Below are 18,146 nucleotides of genomic sequence, written 5' to 3' on the forward strand. Positions count from 1 at the left end.
TTGTCTTAGCAAGACATCTGTTTAACCTATTAAAAATAGAAATGGAAAATTTACATTACATAAACATTCCTAAATACACCACATCTACAGGTAAAACCACGAGTATTAATTTGTCTTACCAAACCTTTGGAAAAAACTTAAATGAAGCACCAATCATAATGATTAACCATGCACTTACTGGAAATTCAAATGTTATTGGAGAGAAAGGTTGGTGGAATGATTTAATTGGAAAAAACAAGTGTATAGACACAGACACCTATTGCATATTAGCCTTTAATATTCCAGGTAATGGGTTTGAGAACATAGGAGAACATCTTTTAGATAACTACAAAGACTTTACAGCTAGAGATATTGCTCAGTTATTTGCAATTGGATTACAAAAATTAGGTATCGACAAGCTTTTTGCTATCATTGGAGGCTCCGTAGGAGGTGGCATTGCTTGGGAGTTAGCTGCGTTAAAACCAAATTTAGCAGAAAACATTATTCCTATTGCTACAGATTGGAAATCTACAGATTGGCTTATTGCTAATTGCCATATTCAAGATGCTATTCTCAATCATTCTAGTCAACCGCTATCAGATGCTAGGATGCATGCTATGACACTGTATCGTACACCTGATTCCTTGAAGGATAAATTCAACAGAACAAAAACTGAATCTGGTTTATACAATATAGAATCTTGGCTCAACTACCATGGTGATAATTTAAATAATCGCTTTCACCTTTCTGCTTACAAGATGATGAACCAAATATTGAAAACTATTGATATTACAGAAGGAAGAGATAACTTTTTAGATGTTGCTTCAAAAATTTCGTCCAACATACATATTGTTACCATAAATTCTGATTTATTTTTTAAACCTGAGGAAAATTGGAATTCCTACGTGGAATTAAAAAGCATTAAGGATAATGTTTATATCAGTGAAATTAAATCTATTCATGGGCATGATGCTTTTTTAATTGAATTTGACCAACTTTCGCGTTTTTTAAAACCAATTTTCAAACCTAAAGTAAACACCATCAGCAATACATTAAGACAATTTGTGGCTTAAGCACATTTCACCTAACTAATGTTTTACTTATTGTAGCGATTTCTAACTGCTTATTATACTTTTGTCTTAAATAAATAAGTATATGGATAAGAAAGCATATTTTATGCAAGAAGCAGTTAACACTGCTTTAAAAGGTATGAATAATAATGAAGGCGGCCCTTTTGGTTGCGTTATTGTTAAAGACGGGAAAATTGTAGGTCGCGGCAACAACAAAGTTACCTCAACTAATGACCCAACTGCTCATGCTGAAGTTACCGCAATAAGAGATGCTTGTAAAAATCTTGATTCTTTTCAGCTTGAAGGTTGCGAAATTTATACATCGTGTGAACCTTGCCCAATGTGTTTAGGCGCTATTTATTGGGCCAGACCAGACAAGGTTTATTACGGAAGTAATCAGGTAGATGCTGCCAATATTGGTTTTGATGACGCGTTTATTTACAAAGAAATTCCTCTTCCTTACGAAAAAAGAAGTATTCCATTTATTCAACTAGCAAGAGATATAGCTATCCAACCATTTAAAGAATGGGCAAAAAAAGAAGACAAAACAGAATATTGATGGATTTATCTTAAAAGTAGAAACCAAAACTACCGGTAACACCAAATCTTCTGGCGTCGGGATTATCAAGATAATTTCCTCTAAAATTAAAATCTATTCGAAGGATTTTAAAAATGTTTGCCACACCAAAACTGTACTCATAATAAATATCCTTATCTGGTGCCATTAAAGGAATTTCAACTGGATTTCCTGTAGTGTTCAAAGCTATATTTTCATCTGATAATTCACCCCAAACACCGCGCAAGCTCATAATAGCTCTCAAGTTGTATTTCTTCAAAAAAGGTATTCTTGAAAAAATACGTCCGTTGAAATTATGTTCTATATGCATTGAGGTATAAGTATCTGTTACAAACTCGTAAAAATCTAACTGAGAAAACGTATTATATATAGAAAAATAGGTTTGGTTACCAGGTACCACATTTAGTAACGATAAAGGCACTTCACCAAAAGTTTTTCCTGCTTCAATAGATGTTGTTAATCTACCAAAGCCACCTACTTGCCATGGTTGTATATAAGAAAACTGAAGCTTTGTATAGTCAAAATCACTACTTAACCAATCTCTATCACCTCGACTGATCTGAGCAAACAGTCTAGCGTAATCATCGTTTCGCTCTTTACGCTCCACTCCATAACCTGTCATTTGTCGCTTAGGGAAATAGGCTAAAGAAAAACGTGTTTCAAACTGCTCAACTTCTGAAGAAACTCCTGTTGGTGACTCAGGATCGTTATAATCTAAACTAAAAGTTGGAGATGCCGAACTCAAAGTTCTAAAACTACCATCGAGTCGCATTTCAAAATTTCTGAGTGGCTCAATAGACAGCCCTAAATTGACTAGATTAATGTTGGTAAGCTTATCATTGGTTCCCGTTGTTATAACCGATGAGGATGCCAAACTTCTACCTAAAACATCTGTAGAGCTGGTAAGACTTGCCCCTATTTGTTCAATATCTCTACGATTACCACCAAAAATGGTTAAACGACTCTTTTTATCTAACAACCACTTTCCTGAAATACCGTATTTAAATTTATCATCTCTAAAGCCATAAGCCAAAAAGCCTTCTAATCTCCATAAATCATTTGGTCCAAAATAAGTTCTTCCTCCTGTTCTAAGTCGTAAACCTTCAACTTCATTATAACCAAAAGTTGAAAAGATTGGCCCATAATCGAAATTTATACTCGGAAATTCTATGTAGCCAGAAGCTAAAACACTTCCTAAATTATAGAGACGCTTAAATTTTTTAACTGTTTTAAGTGTGTCCAACATTTTATACACACCTTTTTCATCTTTATTTAAAGCCTCTAACCTATTCTCTTCCCAAAAATCATCTTCTCTGTTATAAACGTCTTCATCATAATTATAAACCTCTTTGTCATAAAAGTCTCTATCCTTTGACTCATTGAATTTATAATTATCGTACAACGTAGTTCGCTTTCCGTAAACACCTCTTGATTTTTCCTTTTTATTCAGAGCAAAATCAGACAAGAAGTAATCGCGTTTTATCAGAAATAAAGAATCATTGAGCACTTCAAATTCTTGCTCTATATAAATTTCTTTAACCCAGTTTATATTGGCACTTTTTGAAGCTTGTAGGTTAATTTCTTTTATGGCATAAGTAGAATCATTAACCCAAAAATCACCTTTAAAAGTGAGTTCATTTTTTCGTCTTGGATAATAGATAATATTGTAGCACCATTTGTTATCAATATAAGCGCTATCGGATAGCACATAATTGTAGGTTTGAATTCCTGTACGGCTCAAAGGACTTACAAAACTCTTATCGAAAAACTTTAAGTAGTTATCGTAAACATTAAAATCTGAATATAAATCTTCAATAAAATCAATAATGATTTGATTATTACTAAATCCTGAATTTTTATTACCTACAAGATCTTCACGCTTTTTGTTGATAATATTGTCTCCATAAACTTTCTTTACAGATTCATTTAAGAAAATAGGCAAGTAGGTTTTTCCTGTAACGTTTGAAGTATCTACCTCCTCAAAAACAAACTCCATGCCTTTAAAAAGTTTACTTTTAATTAAAGCACTGTCAATGGTATTGAGATCAAATTCTACTTTTTCGTACTGGTCGTATTGGTATTGCTTAAATTGGCTAAGACCATTTTGTCGCTTACGTTCCCAAATTTTTTTGAGAATTCTAATCGCTGGGTTTTCTGAAGCCTTTTTTGACTGCTTTCCTGTAACAATTACAACTTCATTTAAAGAAGAGGCTTCTTCTTTTAGCGTAAACTTAAGATCGTAATTAACGCGTTTAGTTAAAGGATATTCTTGCATTTCGAAACCTAGAAAAGATACAATAAGTGTTTCCCAATTTTCATCAGATTCTAGATAAAACCTACCTTCTTCATTTGTGATTGTACCTGTTGTAGAACCTTTGAAAAGTACATTTGCAAAAGCAATAGGCTGATTGCTTTCATCAAAAACATAACCGCTGACTTTAGTCTGTGCTATAGCAGAAAAAAAACTGAGGCCTAAAAGAGTGATAAGTAGTTTTATCTTCATATTAAAATAAAAAACTTCATCAACAACCGTGCAAACTTTAGCATGAGGGTCACTAATGAAGTTTATTAAACGCAGAAAACCGCGATTTATTTATTTGTACATTACTTTTTTAACTGCTTTTACCACATCATTGCTATTAGGCAACCACTCTTCAAGAAGAACTGGTGAATATGGCGCAGGCGTATCTGCTGTATTTATTTTTACTACAGGAGCATCCAAGTAATCAAAAGCTTCAGATTGTACCAAATATGTAATCTCAGTAGCAACGTTTCCAAAAGGCCAAGCTTCTTCTAAAACTACCAATCTATTTGTTTTCTTTACAGATTCTAAGATAGCTTTTCTATCCATTGGTCGTACAGTACGTAAATCTATAATTTCAATTGAAATACCTTCTTTCTCTAATTCTTCTGCAGCTTTGTATGCTTCCTTAATGATTTTACCAAAAGAAACTACAGTAACATCTGTACCTTCTCTTTTAATGTCAGCGACACCTAATGGAATAGTATATTCTCCTTCTGGCACCTCACCTTTATCACCATACATTTGCTCAGACTCCATAAAAATTACTGGATCGTCATCACGGATTGCAGATTTTAAAAGCCCTTTAGCATCATAAGGATTAGATGGCACAACAACTTTTAATCCTGGAGTATTTGCAAACCAGCTTTCAAAAGCTTGAGAGTGCGTTGCAGCTAGCTGACCAGCCGAAGCTGTTGGTCCTCTAAATACGATTGGACACTTGAACTGCCCACCAGACATTTGTCTAATCTTAGCCGCATTATTTATAATCTGATCAATTCCAACCAAAGAAAAGTTAAATGTCATATATTCTACAATCGGACGGTTTCCTGTCATTGTAGAACCTATAGCAACACCAGCAAAACCTAACTCTGCAATTGGTGTGTCTATTACACGTTTTGGCCCAAACTCATCTAACATACCTTTTGAAGCTTTGTAAGCTCCATTATATTCAGCTACTTCTTCGCCCATAAGATAGATACTTTCGTCTCTTCTCATTTCTTCGCTCATGGCTTCAGCTATAGCTTCTCTAAATTGAATTGTCTTCATTATTATAATTTTATTCGAATAGCAAAAATAGGAATAATTCAGTTTAATTTTATAATAATAAAGCGGATAAAATTACCTAGACACAATAAAACTTTTAGCACTTCCACCCAATCAAAATCAATCAATCAAATTCTCAATTATTGCTTTTAAAACTGAAAATTTAACATTCAAATGTTAAGTTTTGTGAAAAAACCATAAATTTACTATGCATGCATAGTAAAAATTCAAATTATATATTTATCTTCGTGACCATATAAATAAAGACCTTTAAATAAATAATTTTTTATGAAGATATTAGTATGTATTAGTCATGTTCCTGATACAACCTCAAAAATCAACTTTACGGAAGGTGACACTAAGTTTGACACTAACGGTGTTCAATTTGTAATTAATCCTAATGATGAGTTCGGTCTAACGCGTGCCATGTGGTTTAAAGAAAAACAAGGTGCTAGCGTAGATGTTGTAAACGTCGGTGGACCAGAAACAGAACCTACCTTAAGAAAAGCCTTAGCCATTGGTGCAGACACTGCCATTAGAGTTAACACTCCTGCTACAGATGGTTTTTCTGTCGCTAAACAACTTGCTAAGGTTGTAAAAGATGGTGGTTACGATTTAGTTATTGCTGGTAGAGAATCTATTGATTATAACGGAGGAATGGTGCCAGGTATGATCGCAGCTATGGTAGGTGCTAACTTTGTAAACAACTGTATTAGCTTAGAAGTCGATGGTACTTCTGCAAAAGCTGTAAGAGAAATTGATGGAGGAAAAGAAACTGTAAGTACATCTCTTCCGTTAGTGGTTGGAGGACAAAAAGGTATTGTTGAAGAAAGTGATCTTAGAATTCCTAACATGCGTGGCATTATGATGGCGCGTAAAAAACCTTTAACTGTTGCTGAACCTGTTGATGCGAATGCTGAAACAAATGCAGTAAGTTTTGAAAAACCAGCGCCAAAAGGAGCTGTGAAATTAGTTGATGCTGACAATTTAGATGAGTTAGTAAACTTACTTCATAACGAAGCTAAAGTTATTTAGTACTTAACAGTTGTTACAATTTAGTTTCATTTAAAAAAATCATTAATGACATCCTGAACGCTTAACTTCGGGATAAGAAAAATAAAAAACATATGTCCGTTTTAGTATATACAGAATCCGAAAAAGGAAAATTTAAAAAAGTAGCATTCGAGGTTGTCTCTTATGCCAAAGCTATTGCTGATAAAATGGGTAGTACCGTTACCGCTGTAGCTGTTAATGCAGATCAACCTGATACTTTAGGTAAGTATGGTGCTTCAAAAGTACTTTCAGTAAAAGCTGATAGTTTAGATAGATTTAATGCAAAAACTTACGCTTCAGTTATTGAGCAAGCTGCTAAACAAGAAGGCTCTAAAGTTGTTGTAGTAAGCTCTAGTGCTAATAGTAAATATTTAGCACCTCTTTTAGCCGTAAACCTAGATGCAGGTTATGTATCTAATGTTGTTGAAGCGCCTTCAAACGTTTCACCTTTTACAGTAAAGAGTTCTGTTTTCACTAATAAAGCGTTTGCTAATACCGAAATAAACACTGATGTAAAAGTTGTTGGTTTATCCAATAATTCATTTGGTGTAGTTGAAAATGATACTAGTGCTTCCACAGAAGAGTTTTCACCTTCATTACCAGAATCTGGTGTAAATGTAGAATCAGTTGACAAAGCTACTGACAAAGTAAGTATTGCAGATGCTGAAATTGTTGTTTCTGGTGGTAGAGGTCTAAAAGGCCCTGAAAATTGGGGAATGGTAGAAGAATTAGCCGAAACACTTGGTGCTGCTACAGCTTGTTCTAAGCCTGTTTCAGATTTAGGCTGGAGACCACATAGCGAGCACGTTGGACAAACAGGTAAGCCTGTAGCTTCAAACTTATATATTGCTATTGGTATTTCTGGTGCAATTCAGCACTTAGCAGGTATCAACGCTTCTAAGGTAAAAGTAGTTATCAATACAGATCCTGAGGCTCCTTTCTTCAAGGCAGCAGACTATGGAGTTGTGGGTGATGCTTTTGAAGTTGTACCTAAATTAACAGAAAAATTGAAAGCTTTTAAGGCTCAAAACGCATAATTTTATTACCTTGTAGTAAGATAAGGACTGTTTAAATTTAGAAATTCTCATATCCGTTACGTTTCATCGAAACTATGAGAAAATTAACCAAATCTGTAAATTGCAGTTGGTAAAGTCCAAATTTAAACAGTTCTTTGTGTTTTATAATTATGAGCTTAGTTCGTTTAAATATAAAGGGGATTTCTTACAGCCAAACTCAAAATGGCGCATATGCTTTAATCCTCAATGAATATGAAGGAGATCGAAAACTACCAATCGTTATAGGTGCCTTTGAAGCACAATCTATAGCTATTGCTTTAGAAAAGGAAATTCGACCTCCAAGGCCACTTACACACGATTTATTCAAAAATTTTGCAGATAGATTCGATATTGTTGTCAAGCAAGTTATCATTCATAAACTTGTAGATGGAGTATTTTACTCTAGCTTGATTTGTGAGCGCGACAAAATTGAAGAAATTATCGATGCCAGAACAAGCGATGCCATTGCTTTAGCACTTCGTTTTCAAGCACCGATTTTTACCTATAAAAACATTTTGGATAAGGCAGGCATCTATCTTAAAGTGAATCCAAAAAAAGAGGATGAAGAACAAGATAGCATCTTAGTAGACGACGTAATTGCAGAAGAAATAGAATCTGCAACTTTTGAAAAGGAAGGCTACAAAGACAAATCTTTAGAAGAACTAAATGCCTTACTCGATGAAGCAGTAAATAACGAAGACTACGAAAAAGCTGCTAAAATTAGAGACGAAATATCTAAACGCTAACTAACACTTACATTTTCATGAAATACTTTTTCAAGGCCCTTCTTGCTATTTTTATTGGACTTTCATCAATCACAGCACAAGAACTTGAAAAAAAATGGGTTTCAAAATCATCAGACAGTGAGTTTCATACGCTGAATTTTCAGGATGGTGAATTTGAATTCTCTTCAAATTCTTCAGAAAACCTTAATGGTGACTATATGTACCAAAACAAATTATTGGTACTTTATCATAACGACTCTATTCAATCTATTGAGCGCTATAAAATCACCGAACTAACAGATTCTACGCTTGTTTTCTCTGGAGAAAGCATGAATTTTGATCTAATCTCACACAAAGAAGATGTTTCAACTATAACAAATAAACCTGACACCAATACTATTATTCCCAGTCAAGGTGTTTCCTTAGATAGCATTTGGCGAGGTGTTTTAGGAATGGTTGTACTGATAATCATTGCTTTTTTATTTAGTAGTAACAGAAAAGCCATCAATTGGAAAACTGTCGGTATCGGTCTAGCTTTCCAGATTCTTATAGCTATTGGTGTTCTTAAAGTAGGCTTTGTAAAAATAGCTTTTGAATGGGTTGGAAGTTTATTTGTAAGCGTTCTAGATTTCACAAGAGCAGGAAGTAAATTTCTCTTTGAAGGATTAGTTGTTGATATGGATACTTTCGGGTTTATCTTTGCATTCCAAGTGCTACCAACCATTTTATTCTTTTCTGCACTAACCTCTGTATTATTTTACTTAGGCATTATCCAAAAAGTGGTTAAAGCTTTTGGTTGGCTGCTAACAAAACTCCTTAAAATATCTGGTGCAGAAAGTTTGAGTGTTGCAGGTAATATTTTCTTAGGACAAACAGAAGCTCCACTTCTCATCAAGGCGTATTTGGAAAAAATGAACAAATCTGAAATCCTGCTAGTAATGATTGGTGGCATGGCAACTGTTGCTGGTGCTGTACTTGCAGCTTATATAGGATTTCTAGGTGGTGATGACCCAGCATTAAGATTAATGTATGCAAAACATTTACTAGCAGCTTCTGTTATGGCTGCCCCTGGTGCTATTGTGATATCAAAAATATTATTCCCTCAAACCGAAAATATTTATACCGATGTTAGAGTCTCTCAAGAAAAAATTGGAGCTAATATATTAGATGCCATTGCCAACGGTACTACCGAAGGGTTAAGACTTGCTGTAAATGTTGGAGCTATGCTTTTAGTTTTTGTAGCTTTCATTGCTATGATAAACGGCATTTTGGGTTGGGTAGGTGACGTAACAACCTTAAATAGTTGGATGGCGGCCAACACACCTTACCCTGAATTTTCTCTTGAAGCTATTTTAGGAACCGTTTTCGCCCCTTTAATGTGGCTTATTGGTGTTGCTAAAGAAGACATGATGATGATGGGGCAGTTATTAGGTATAAAACTTGCTGCAAGTGAATTTGTAGGCTACATACAATTAGCGGATTTAAAAAATGTATCTAATGCAACACATCTCACTTATGAGAAATCTATAATTATGGCAACATATATGCTATGTGGATTTGCAAATTTTGCTTCAATTGGTATTCAAATAGGTGGAATTGGATCTTTGGCACCAGGCCAGCGCAAACAACTATCAAAATTTGGTATGAAAGCACTAATAGGCGGAACCATTGCTTCTTTAATCTCTGCTACTATTGCAGGAATGATAATTGGTTAAGAACCTTTTAATTCACCAAAAGGAATCGTCTTATTCTAGAAACTCGTTAATAACTTTTAATATTATAATAAAGCTTTAAGTCTATGATTTTGAAGCTTTTTTTTATTTTCGTTTCTCATATAGAGAGGTCACACTGAGCGCAGTCGAAGTGTATCTATAAAAATCTATGACTTTAAACCAAAAGTTTAATTAAATTAGATTCCCACTTTCGTGGGAAATATTATGAAACAATACCACGACTTAGTAAAACACGTTTTAGAGAACGGAAACGAAAAAGGAGATAGAACTGGCACTGGCACTAAAAGTGTTTTTGGTTACCAAATGCGATTTGATTTGAGTGAAGGTTTCCCAATGGTAACTACAAAAAAATTACACCTAAAATCTATTATTTATGAACTTTTGTGGTTTCTAAAAGGGGATACCAATATTAACTATTTAACTGAAAACGGTGTTCGTATTTGGAATGAATGGGCTGATGAAAATGGCGATTTAGGACCTGTTTATGGCCATCAGTGGCGCAATTGGAATAGTGAAGATATAGATCAGATTAAGGAAGTTATTGATACTTTAAAGAATAATCCTAATAGTAGACGAATGTTGGTTTCTGCATGGAACCCTTCGGTTTTACCAGATACTTCAGTTTCTTTTTCTGAAAATGTAGCCAATGGTAAAGCAGCTTTACCACCATGCCATGCCTTTTTTCAGTTTTATGTAGCTAACGGAAAATTGTCTTGTCAATTATATCAACGTAGTGCTGATATATTTTTGGGAGTACCTTTTAATATTGCGTCTTATGCACTATTCACTATGATGATGGCTCAAGTTTGTGGCTATCAACCAGGTGATTTTATTCACACTTTTGGAGATGCACATATTTACAATAACCATCTAGAACAATTAGAATTACAACTTTCTCGTGATCCGAGACCTTTACCTAAAATGATTCTGAATCCTGAAGTGAAAGATATTTTCGATTTTAAATTTGAAGATTTTACTTTAGAAAACTATAATCCACATCCACACATTAAAGGAGTTGTTGCTGTATAATAAAAAAGGCGTTTTCAGAAGAAAGCGCCTTTTCAATTTTATAAAATAAATATTTCTACAGATTCAATACTCCATTTTCAGCTGATGCATAATCGTTCCATGCATAAGCATCTGCTTGCTCATCATTGATGTAAGATCCATCAACAATATATCTAAACTCATAAGAGCTATCGCTTTCTAAGTCTACAGTACCTTTAAAAGTACCGTTCTTTAATTTCTTTAGTTCATTAGCTTCAGTATTCCACTCGTTAAAGCTTCCAACAACTGCTACACTTTTTGCCTCCTCTGCAGGCACAGAAAACGTTACCTTACAAACTGGCTTACTTTTTAGATACTGCTTTTTAATCGCCATAATAATAGATTTAATTAACGTAACAAATGTATAAAAGAAAACACCTAAGCAAATCGATTAAAAGCTTAAAAATTAAAGAATTATCAATTTCTTAAATTTAAAGTATCATTTTATTTAAGTACATAAAAAACATTCTTATATTTTATTGTTTCAATAACCAACATATTTATTGTTAACACTTGATTTTCAATGATATCGTTTTCGTAATACAAACTCAAAAGACTTCGTTATCTACCACTAAAATTTCATTAAAATTTGGGTATCTTTACTTTATAAATAACAACATATGTTCGGAAAGAAAAAACAGACCTCAACTATAGATAAAGACCAATTAGAGCTTATAGAAAATGCGCAAAAACGTATCAAACAAAAAAAGCGTTTATACATTCATTTTGTAGTCTTTTTAATTGGTTCGGTATTTATCATTTTAGCAAACATAGCTTTAGGCATTGGCAAGAACTTTACTATTGCTGGTGTTGATTGGTTTGTATTTGCCATTTTAGCTTGGCTATTTCTATTTGTGTACCACTTTGTTTCGGTTTTTATTACTCACAAATTCATGGGTAAGGATTGGGAAAAACAACAGCTGGACAAACTGGTAAATCAACAACAAGAACGTATTGAAAAACTGAAAAAGAATTTCTTAAAAGAAGAAAATAAAATTGCTCAAACCCAAGCTTATAATGAAGCTAAAAATGAGCAAGGCAATGACGAAAAAAAAAACTCCCGTGAATTAACGATTATCGTTGCTGCTGGCGAAGATAATGCCATTGGTAAGGACAATGATTTAATTTGGCATTTGAGTGATGATCTTAAACGTTTTAAAGCCCTAACCAACGGTCACCACATTATAATGGGTCGCAAAACATTTGAAAGCTTCCCTAAACCTTTACCAAATAGAACTCATATTGTTATCACAAGACAAGCCGACTATGAAGTGCCTGATGGCGTTATTGTAGTACATAATATGGAAGATGCTCTCGATGCTTCAAGAAATGATAAACAACCATTTATTATTGGTGGTGGCGAAATATACAAACAAGCACTAATGCTAGCTGATAAGCTAGAAATTACGCGTGTACATTCCACTTTCCCTGAAGCGGATACTTTCTTTCCTGAGATTGATGAATCTAAGTGGAAAGAAATCAATAATACCACACATCAAGCAGATGATAAACATAAGTATGCCTTTTCGTTTATCACTTATGTAAAAGAATAAATATTCCTATTTTTGCAGCACTAAATACTAAAACAAATGAACGCATATATATTTCCAGGTCAAGGAGCACAATTTACAGGAATGGGTTTAGACCTATACGAAAACTCACCTTTAGCTCAAGAATTGTTTGAAAAAGCTAATGATATTCTTGGCTTCTCTATTACAGATATTATGTTTGAAGGTTCTGCTGAAGACCTAAAGCAAACTAAAGTAACACAGCCAGCTATATTTTTACACTCTGTTATTTTAGCAAAAACCTTGGGTGAAGATTTTAAACCAGATATGGTAGCAGGCCATTCACTTGGAGAGTTTTCTGCATTAGTTGCCGCTGGCGCTTTAACTTTTGAAGATGGACTTAAATTGGTTTCTCAACGTGCGCAAGCAATGCAAAAAGCTTGTGAGTTACAACCAAGTACTATGGCCGCTGTTTTAGGATTAGATGACGATGTTGTAGAAAAAATATGCGCCACAACTGAAGGTGTTGTTGTTGCCGCAAATTATAATTGCCCAGGGCAATTGGTAATCTCTGGTGAAGTTGAAGCCGTAAATAAAGCATGTGAAGCTTTAAAAGAAGAAGGAGCCAGACGTGCATTGGTGTTACCTGTTGGTGGTGCTTTTCACTCGCCAATGATGGAACCTGCTCGTGAAGAATTAGCTGCTGCAATTGAAAATACAACTTTTAGCAAACCTAACTGTCCTATTTATCAGAATGTAACAGCTTCTGCTATTACAGATGAAAATGAAATAAAAGCAAATCTAATTTCACAATTAACTGCACCTGTAAGATGGACACAGTCTGTACAACAGATGATTGCTGATGGAGCTAACCATTTTACTGAAGTTGGTCCTGGTAAGGTTTTACAAGGGTTAGTAAAGAAGATCAACAGAGAAGCTGAAACTACATCAGCTACTTTTGAAACTAATGCATAACTTTTAACCTACTATTTTGAAAAGAAATATCTTCATTGCATTACTTATTGCATTCAATATTGCGATAGATCAAATATCGAAAATAATAGTTCGTGCAAATTTTGATTATAGAGAGATAAAACCCATTATTGGTGATAAGTTTATACTACAATATGTAGAAAATAAAGGAGCTTTTCTAGGAATGGGAAGTGACATGAACGAAAGCTTAAAAATGATTTTTTTACTCGTTTTACCAGCCTTGGTCTTAGGTTATGTAATTTACTATATTATAAAAAACAAAAATTTAGACCGCTTAAGTCTTATTGCTTTTTGCTGTATTATTGGAGGAGGTATAGCCAATGTTTTTGATAGAATTGTACGTGGCGAAGTCACCGATTTCTTCTTTATAAACCTTGGCGGTGTATTTAAAACAGGAATTTTTAACGTTGCAGACCTTTCCGTTACTACTGGAATGATTATGTTGCTATTCAGTGGTGTTTTCAGTAAAAAGAAAAAGAAAGAATTAGCAGAATAAGTTTATCTCGCTAATTGACAATCTTCACAGTCTTTTACTTCTCCGTAATAGGTTTCGCGGTATTTATGAAGTGTTTTGTAAGGTATACTTAAAAATTGCTTTTTGATATAAGTAACTTTTGTTTGTAAAACACCCATTTTTTTGGTGAATCGACCTTCTACTTTAGTCTCTCTTTTAATGCTTATCAATTTCATGGTATTCAATTATCATTAACTACAAAAAAACAAAGAGTTATGACCAATCCCAAGAAATAAATGTTAAACCCTAGTTAAGTCTTACTGAGATTATCATATTGAAAATCAGACACAAATTTCATTGAGAAATACACAAAGAAAAGATTCAATGATTAAAAATAGCTTATTTGCATAAAAAGAAAAAAACAGGTTTTTCTATTGAAAACACCTGTTTTTTTTCTTTATAAAAGGTTTAAAATGTAATTATACAATTATTTACTTCTAATCTTTTTTTCCCATTTCCATGCTGAAGCCATCGCGTCGTCTAGGGTCAATTCAGTTTTCCAACCTAAAACGTCATTAGCTTTAGAAGTTTCTGCATAAGCTGCAACAACATCACCTTCCCTCCTATCTACAATTTGGTATTTTAATTTTTCACCAGAAACCTTATCAAAAGACTGAATAGCTTCTAGTACAGAACTTCCCTTTCCTGTACCTAAATTAAATACTTCATAGTTTGAAAGATTTTTTTCTTCTAACAAACGCTGTAAAGCAACGACATGAGCTTTTGCTAAATCTACTACATGGATATAATCTCTAATACAAGTTCCGTCTGGTGTTGGATAATCACCACCAAAAACTGATAATTGCTCTCGCATACCTATAGCCGTTTGCGTAATAAATGGTACTAAATTTTGAGGTACACCTATTGGCAACTCACCTATTTCTGCAGAAGGGTGTGCTCCAATAGGATTAAAATACCTTAAGGCTATACTCTTTAAATTAGAATTCACCTTACAAGTATCTCTAATAATTTCTTCGCCTATTTGCTTTGTGTTACCGTAAGGAGATTCTGCTGGTTTTACCGGAGCATTTTCTGTGATTGGTAATTCATCTGCCTGACCGTAAACTGTACAAGATGAACTAAAAATAAAATTTTGTTTATCAAGTTTAGAAAGCTCTTGTAGTATGTAAACTAGTGTTCCTATATTATTCTCGTAATACATCAAAGGCTCCTTAACACTCTCACCAACTGCTTTGTTGGCTGCAAAATGAATAACACCAGCTATATCATTATGAGTTTCAAAAAATCGAGTAACATCAGGCTTAACTCTAAGGTCTAATTTTTCAAAAAGAGGTTTTACGCCTGTAATAGCCGTAATACCATCTAATACTTCAATTGAAGAATTACTTAGGTTATCAATAATAATAACTTCAAAACCTTCATTTTGCAGTTCCACAACTGTATGAGATCCAATAAAACCTAAGCCTCCTGTTACAAGTATTTTCATGATTTAGTTTTCGTTTATAAAGTTTAAAACTGTTGTTGTTATGAATTCTATCTGTTCATCATCTAATTCGGTATGCATTGGCAATGAAATTACAGACTTCACCAAAGCATTCGTTACTTTAAAATCTTCTTCATTATAACGCTCATCTTCATATGCTTTTTGCTTATGTAATGGTATTGGATAATATACTCCACAAGGAATATTATTTTCTTGTAAATGCTTTACTAGAGCATCTCTATCAACACCTTCTAAGTTTAAGGTGTATTGATGGAATACATGACAGTCACAAGTATCACAAATACCATTGCAGCATGTTCTTCCTGATGGTGTTGTGATTTTTGGATGATTTTTAAACGCTTCCGTATACTTTCTTGCTGAATTTCTCCTTGCTTCGTTATAACTATCTAAATGCGGTAGTTTAGCATCTAAAACGGCTGCTTGTATAGAATCTAGTCTAGAGTTGACACCAACCACATCATGGTGATATCTTTCGTACATACCATGATTTACAATACCTCTAATAGTATGTGCTAAATCATCATCATTTGTAAAAATAGCTCCACCATCTCCATAGCAACCTAAATTCTTTGATGGAAAAAATGATGTTGATGCTACGTGACCAATAGCTCCTGTTTTTGTTTTGGTGCCATCTTTATGCAAATAATTTGCACCTATTCCTTGTGCATTATCTTCAATGACATATAAATTATGCTCATTTGCAATCTCCATAATGGCATCCATTTCAGCAGCCAAACCAAATAAATGTACTGGTACAATAGCTTTTGTTTTTGGAGTAATCGCTTTTTTGATAGCTTCAACATCTATGTTAAATGATACTGGATCAACATCAACCAATACTGGAGTTAATTGCAATAAAGCAATAACCTCTACAGTCGCTGCAAAAGTAAAATCTGCAGTAATAACCTCATCGCCTGGCTTTAAACCCAAACCCATCATAGCTATTTGTAGAGCATCAGTACCGTTAGCACAAGGTATAACATGTTTTACACCAAGGTAATCTTCTAAGTTTTTTTGAAATTGATGAACCTTTGGTCCGTTTATAAATGCTGCACTTTCCATTACTTCTTGAATAGAAGGATCTACAACATCTTTTATCTTTGCATATTGACTTTGTAAGTCAACCATTTGAATTTTTTTCATTTCTGAATCTCAATATTTTAATAACCGTACGATAATAATATTGTACTAAGCGAAAATACGAAATTGTAACCGCTAAGCCAATGCATTTTTGTGTAAAGAAATGTATTTTAGCACAAATCTTAGGTATTGAAGACACTTTACTCCATAGCAATTTACATTGCAAGTTTTATTGTTAAGCTATTAGCACTTTTTAATCCAAAACTAAAGCAAGGAGTTTTAGGCAGAAAGGAAACATTTAAAAAACTTGAAACCGCAATTTCAAAAAACGATAAAACATTTTGGTTTCATTGTGCTTCCTTGGGCGAGTACGAACAAGGCTTACCTGTTTTTGAAGCTTTAAAAGTCAAGCATTCAGATTACAAAGTTGTTTTGTCTTTTTTTTCACCATCTGGTTATGAAGTTAGAAAAAACACAAAAATTGCAGATGTTGTTGTCTATCTACCTTTAGATACCAAAGCCAATGCTAAACGTTTCTTAGATCTGGTTCATCCGAATTATATCATCTTTGTAAAATACGAGATTTGGCCAAATCTTTTACACGAAATAAAACTCCGAAACCTAAACGCTATACTTATTTCAGCAGTCTTTAGAGAAAGTCAAAGTTTTTTTAAATGGTATGGCAGCTATACAAAATCCGCTTTGTTTGCTTTTAAACATATTTTTACACAAAACGAAAGTTCAAAAAAACATCTAGAAAACATAAACTACACTAATGTTTCTGTATCTGGAGATACACGTTTCGATAGGGTTTCTAACCAATTAAAAGTTGATAATTCTGTAGGTTTTATTGAAGATTTTAAAGGAAATAATTTATGTATTGTCTTTGGAAGCACTTGGCCTGACGACGATAAACTTTACATAGATTACATCAACCATTTAAAGTTTCAAAATCTAAAAATTATTATTGCTCCTCATAACATTAAACCTAGCTATATTTCCTCTCTTAAATCACAGATCAAGACTAAATCTACCTGTTTTTCAGAAATGGAGAAGCACAATCTTTCAGAATCTAATGTATTTATATTAGACACCATAGGCTATCTCAGTAGAGCTTATAGTTATGCTGATATTGCTTATGTTGGTGGTGCAGCAGGAACAACAGGATTACACAATGTATTAGAACCTGCTGTGTTTGGTATTCCGATTATCATTGGAAAAAATTATGATAAATTTCCTGAGGCAAAGTCACTTATTGAACTTGGAGGAATTTCTTCAGTTGCAAGTTCCGAAGATTTTAAAATTGTTATGGATAAACTTATTCAAAACCCAGAAAAACGAGAAACTCAAGGTGATATTAACTCTAACTTCATACTAAACAATAAAGGTGCAGTAATCCAAATTCTGGATTTTATTCGTATATAGTAGAAATGTACCATGAATTCATTCTTGAAATGTTAAAATTTTAAAATGAATTTAGTAATTTTAGTACATAAGCATAATTAACACTAAAACTATCATTATGAAAAAAGTTGTATTAAGTTTAGCTCTAATCGCTTTCTTAGGATTATCAATTACTTCTTGTAGAGAAACAAAAGAAAAAACAGAAGAGGCTATTGACAATGCTGTTGAAGAAACAAAAGAAGCTGGTGATGCCGTTGAAGATGCCGTTGATGAGATTGACGGAGATGACAGCGAAACTCATTAATATGTGAAAAGTTAATCTTTTCGTTATAAAACATTAAAGCCTGATGAAAATCAGGCTTTTTTTATTCCTTT

At 33.6% G+C, this 18,146-nt stretch carries 18 protein-coding genes; 12 read left to right on the top strand and 6 right to left on the bottom strand.

Going from position 1 to position 18,146, the window contains the following annotated elements; genetic code table 11:
• Nucleotides 1-41 precede the first annotated feature (41 nt).
• Nucleotides 42-1,052 carry an alpha/beta fold hydrolase gene (locus AC2H4K_RS04920; RefSeq protein WP_281138671.1) on the top strand — a complete coding sequence of 337 codons (1,011 nt, stop codon included), beginning with the start codon at nt 42-44 and terminating at the stop codon, nt 1,050-1,052.
• A gap of 82 nt (nt 1,053-1,134) precedes the next feature.
• The gene (locus AC2H4K_RS04925; protein WP_281138672.1) at nt 1,135-1,608 is read left to right on the top strand and encodes a nucleoside deaminase; all 474 of its coding nucleotides are present in this window, start codon (nt 1,135-1,137) and stop codon (nt 1,606-1,608) included.
• Between the two features lie 10 nt (nt 1,609-1,618).
• Here AC2H4K_RS04925 and AC2H4K_RS04930 read toward each other — a convergent pair whose 3' ends face one another.
• Both AC2H4K_RS04930 and AC2H4K_RS04935 read right to left on the bottom strand, forming a co-directional pair.
• Complete coding sequence (locus tag AC2H4K_RS04930; RefSeq protein WP_493742936.1) at nt 1,619-4,129, bottom strand: DUF5686 and carboxypeptidase-like regulatory domain-containing protein; 2,511 nt, start codon at nt 4,127-4,129, stop codon at nt 1,619-1,621.
• A gap of 90 nt (nt 4,130-4,219) precedes the next feature.
• Nucleotides 4,220-5,197 carry a pyruvate dehydrogenase complex E1 component subunit beta gene (locus tag AC2H4K_RS04935; protein ID WP_281138674.1) on the bottom strand — a complete coding sequence of 326 codons (978 nt, stop codon included), beginning with the start codon at nt 5,195-5,197 and terminating at the stop codon, nt 4,220-4,222.
• A 285-nt stretch (nt 5,198-5,482) separates the two neighbouring features.
• Here AC2H4K_RS04935 and AC2H4K_RS04940 point away from each other — a divergent pair, with 285 nt between their 5' ends.
• The 5 genes from AC2H4K_RS04940 to AC2H4K_RS04960 all read left to right on the top strand — a co-directional run bounded on the left by AC2H4K_RS04940 (nt 5,483) and on the right by AC2H4K_RS04960 (nt 10,789).
• Nucleotides 5,483-6,229, top strand: a complete 747-nt coding sequence (locus AC2H4K_RS04940) for an electron transfer flavoprotein subunit beta/FixA family protein (protein ID WP_281138675.1) — start codon at nt 5,483-5,485, stop codon at nt 6,227-6,229.
• A gap of 92 nt (nt 6,230-6,321) precedes the next feature.
• Nucleotides 6,322-7,284 carry an electron transfer flavoprotein subunit alpha/FixB family protein gene (locus tag AC2H4K_RS04945; protein WP_281138676.1) on the top strand — a complete coding sequence of 321 codons (963 nt, stop codon included), beginning with the start codon at nt 6,322-6,324 and terminating at the stop codon, nt 7,282-7,284.
• 149 nt (nt 7,285-7,433) lie between these two features.
• Nucleotides 7,434-8,048, top strand: a complete 615-nt coding sequence (locus tag AC2H4K_RS04950; protein WP_281138677.1) for a bifunctional nuclease family protein — start codon at nt 7,434-7,436, stop codon at nt 8,046-8,048.
• A gap of 17 nt (nt 8,049-8,065) precedes the next feature.
• On the top strand, nt 8,066-9,742 hold the full coding sequence (locus tag AC2H4K_RS04955) for a NupC/NupG family nucleoside CNT transporter (protein ID WP_281138678.1): 1,677 nt from the start codon (nt 8,066-8,068) through the stop codon (nt 9,740-9,742).
• Between the two features lie 222 nt (nt 9,743-9,964).
• A complete protein-coding gene (locus AC2H4K_RS04960) occupies nt 9,965-10,789 on the top strand; it encodes a thymidylate synthase (RefSeq protein WP_281138679.1) in 825 nt (274 codons plus the stop codon).
• Nucleotides 10,790-10,844: 55 nt separating this feature from the next.
• Here the strand turns inward: AC2H4K_RS04960 and AC2H4K_RS04965 are convergent, their stop codons facing one another.
• Complete coding sequence (locus tag AC2H4K_RS04965) at nt 10,845-11,141, bottom strand: isoamylase early set domain-containing protein (protein WP_281138680.1); 297 nt, start codon at nt 11,139-11,141, stop codon at nt 10,845-10,847.
• Nucleotides 11,142-11,427: 286 nt separating this feature from the next.
• Here AC2H4K_RS04965 and AC2H4K_RS04970 point away from each other — a divergent pair, with 286 nt between their 5' ends.
• From AC2H4K_RS04970 to lspA, 3 genes are read left to right on the top strand one after another with little or no spacing between them, the layout of a single operon-like run.
• Nucleotides 11,428-12,360: a dihydrofolate reductase gene (locus AC2H4K_RS04970; RefSeq protein WP_281138681.1), complete on the top strand. Its 933-nt coding sequence runs from the start codon at nt 11,428-11,430 to the stop codon at nt 12,358-12,360.
• Nucleotides 12,361-12,396: 36 nt separating this feature from the next.
• Nucleotides 12,397-13,290 (top strand): ACP S-malonyltransferase, encoded by an 894-nt coding sequence (gene fabD / locus AC2H4K_RS04975; protein WP_281138682.1) that lies wholly within the window; start codon nt 12,397-12,399, stop codon nt 13,288-13,290.
• A 16-nt stretch (nt 13,291-13,306) separates the two neighbouring features.
• Entirely contained in the window at nt 13,307-13,804 is a 498-nt protein-coding gene (lspA, locus tag AC2H4K_RS04980; RefSeq protein WP_281138683.1) for a signal peptidase II, read from the top strand.
• A gap of 2 nt (nt 13,805-13,806) precedes the next feature.
• Here the strand turns inward: lspA and AC2H4K_RS04985 are convergent, their stop codons facing one another.
• The 3 genes from AC2H4K_RS04985 to AC2H4K_RS04995 all read right to left on the bottom strand — a co-directional run bounded on the left by AC2H4K_RS04985 (nt 13,807) and on the right by AC2H4K_RS04995 (nt 16,430).
• Nucleotides 13,807-13,998, bottom strand: coding sequence for a hypothetical protein (locus AC2H4K_RS04985; RefSeq protein ID WP_281138684.1), 192 nt, complete (start codon nt 13,996-13,998; stop codon nt 13,807-13,809).
• A gap of 251 nt (nt 13,999-14,249) precedes the next feature.
• On the bottom strand, nt 14,250-15,272 hold the full coding sequence (gene galE / locus AC2H4K_RS04990) for a UDP-glucose 4-epimerase GalE (RefSeq protein ID WP_281138800.1): 1,023 nt from the start codon (nt 15,270-15,272) through the stop codon (nt 14,250-14,252).
• Nucleotides 15,273-16,430 carry a DegT/DnrJ/EryC1/StrS family aminotransferase gene (locus tag AC2H4K_RS04995; RefSeq protein WP_281138685.1) on the bottom strand — a complete coding sequence of 386 codons (1,158 nt, stop codon included), beginning with the start codon at nt 16,428-16,430 and terminating at the stop codon, nt 15,273-15,275. It abuts the gene before it with no gap.
• Between the two features lie 126 nt (nt 16,431-16,556).
• Here AC2H4K_RS04995 and AC2H4K_RS05000 point away from each other — a divergent pair, with 126 nt between their 5' ends.
• Both AC2H4K_RS05000 and AC2H4K_RS05005 read left to right on the top strand, forming a co-directional pair.
• A complete protein-coding gene (locus AC2H4K_RS05000; protein WP_281138686.1) occupies nt 16,557-17,792 on the top strand; it encodes a 3-deoxy-D-manno-octulosonic acid transferase in 1,236 nt (411 codons plus the stop codon).
• Nucleotides 17,793-17,889: 97 nt separating this feature from the next.
• Nucleotides 17,890-18,075 carry a hypothetical protein gene (locus tag AC2H4K_RS05005; RefSeq protein WP_493742937.1) on the top strand — a complete coding sequence of 62 codons (186 nt, stop codon included), beginning with the start codon at nt 17,890-17,892 and terminating at the stop codon, nt 18,073-18,075.
• Nucleotides 18,076-18,146 lie beyond the last annotated feature (71 nt).

The organism is Winogradskyella sp. 266wxhm, from assembly GCF_058964685.1.

What these genes read in the sequence shown, in the direction of transcription:
- AC2H4K_RS04945 (WP_281138676.1), top strand. Translation starts at nt 6,322, where the DNA reads ATGTCCGTTTTAGTATATACAGAATCCGAAAAAGGAAAATTTAAAAAA.
- AC2H4K_RS04965 (WP_281138680.1), bottom strand. Translation starts at nt 11,141, where the DNA reads ATGGCGATTAAAAAGCAGTATCTAAAAAGTAAGCCAGTTTGTAAGGTA.
- AC2H4K_RS05005 (WP_493742937.1), top strand. Translation starts at nt 17,890, where the DNA reads ATGAAAAAAGTTGTATTAAGTTTAGCTCTAATCGCTTTCTTAGGATTA.
- AC2H4K_RS04925 (WP_281138672.1), top strand. Translation starts at nt 1,135, where the DNA reads ATGGATAAGAAAGCATATTTTATGCAAGAAGCAGTTAACACTGCTTTA.
- AC2H4K_RS04935 (WP_281138674.1), bottom strand. Translation starts at nt 5,197, where the DNA reads ATGAAGACAATTCAATTTAGAGAAGCTATAGCTGAAGCCATGAGCGAA.
- AC2H4K_RS04960 (WP_281138679.1), top strand. Translation starts at nt 9,965, where the DNA reads ATGAAACAATACCACGACTTAGTAAAACACGTTTTAGAGAACGGAAAC.
- AC2H4K_RS04950 (WP_281138677.1), top strand. Translation starts at nt 7,434, where the DNA reads ATGAGCTTAGTTCGTTTAAATATAAAGGGGATTTCTTACAGCCAAACT.
- AC2H4K_RS04995 (WP_281138685.1), bottom strand. Translation starts at nt 16,430, where the DNA reads ATGAAAAAAATTCAAATGGTTGACTTACAAAGTCAATATGCAAAGATA.
- AC2H4K_RS04940 (WP_281138675.1), top strand. Translation starts at nt 5,483, where the DNA reads ATGAAGATATTAGTATGTATTAGTCATGTTCCTGATACAACCTCAAAA.
- AC2H4K_RS04970 (WP_281138681.1), top strand. Translation starts at nt 11,428, where the DNA reads ATGTTCGGAAAGAAAAAACAGACCTCAACTATAGATAAAGACCAATTA.
- AC2H4K_RS04985 (WP_281138684.1), bottom strand. Translation starts at nt 13,998, where the DNA reads ATGAAATTGATAAGCATTAAAAGAGAGACTAAAGTAGAAGGTCGATTC.
- fabD (WP_281138682.1), top strand. Translation starts at nt 12,397, where the DNA reads ATGAACGCATATATATTTCCAGGTCAAGGAGCACAATTTACAGGAATG.
- AC2H4K_RS04930 (WP_493742936.1), bottom strand. Translation starts at nt 4,129, where the DNA reads ATGAAGATAAAACTACTTATCACTCTTTTAGGCCTCAGTTTTTTTTCT.
- AC2H4K_RS04920 (WP_281138671.1), top strand. Translation starts at nt 42, where the DNA reads ATGGAAAATTTACATTACATAAACATTCCTAAATACACCACATCTACA.
- AC2H4K_RS04955 (WP_281138678.1), top strand. Translation starts at nt 8,066, where the DNA reads ATGAAATACTTTTTCAAGGCCCTTCTTGCTATTTTTATTGGACTTTCA.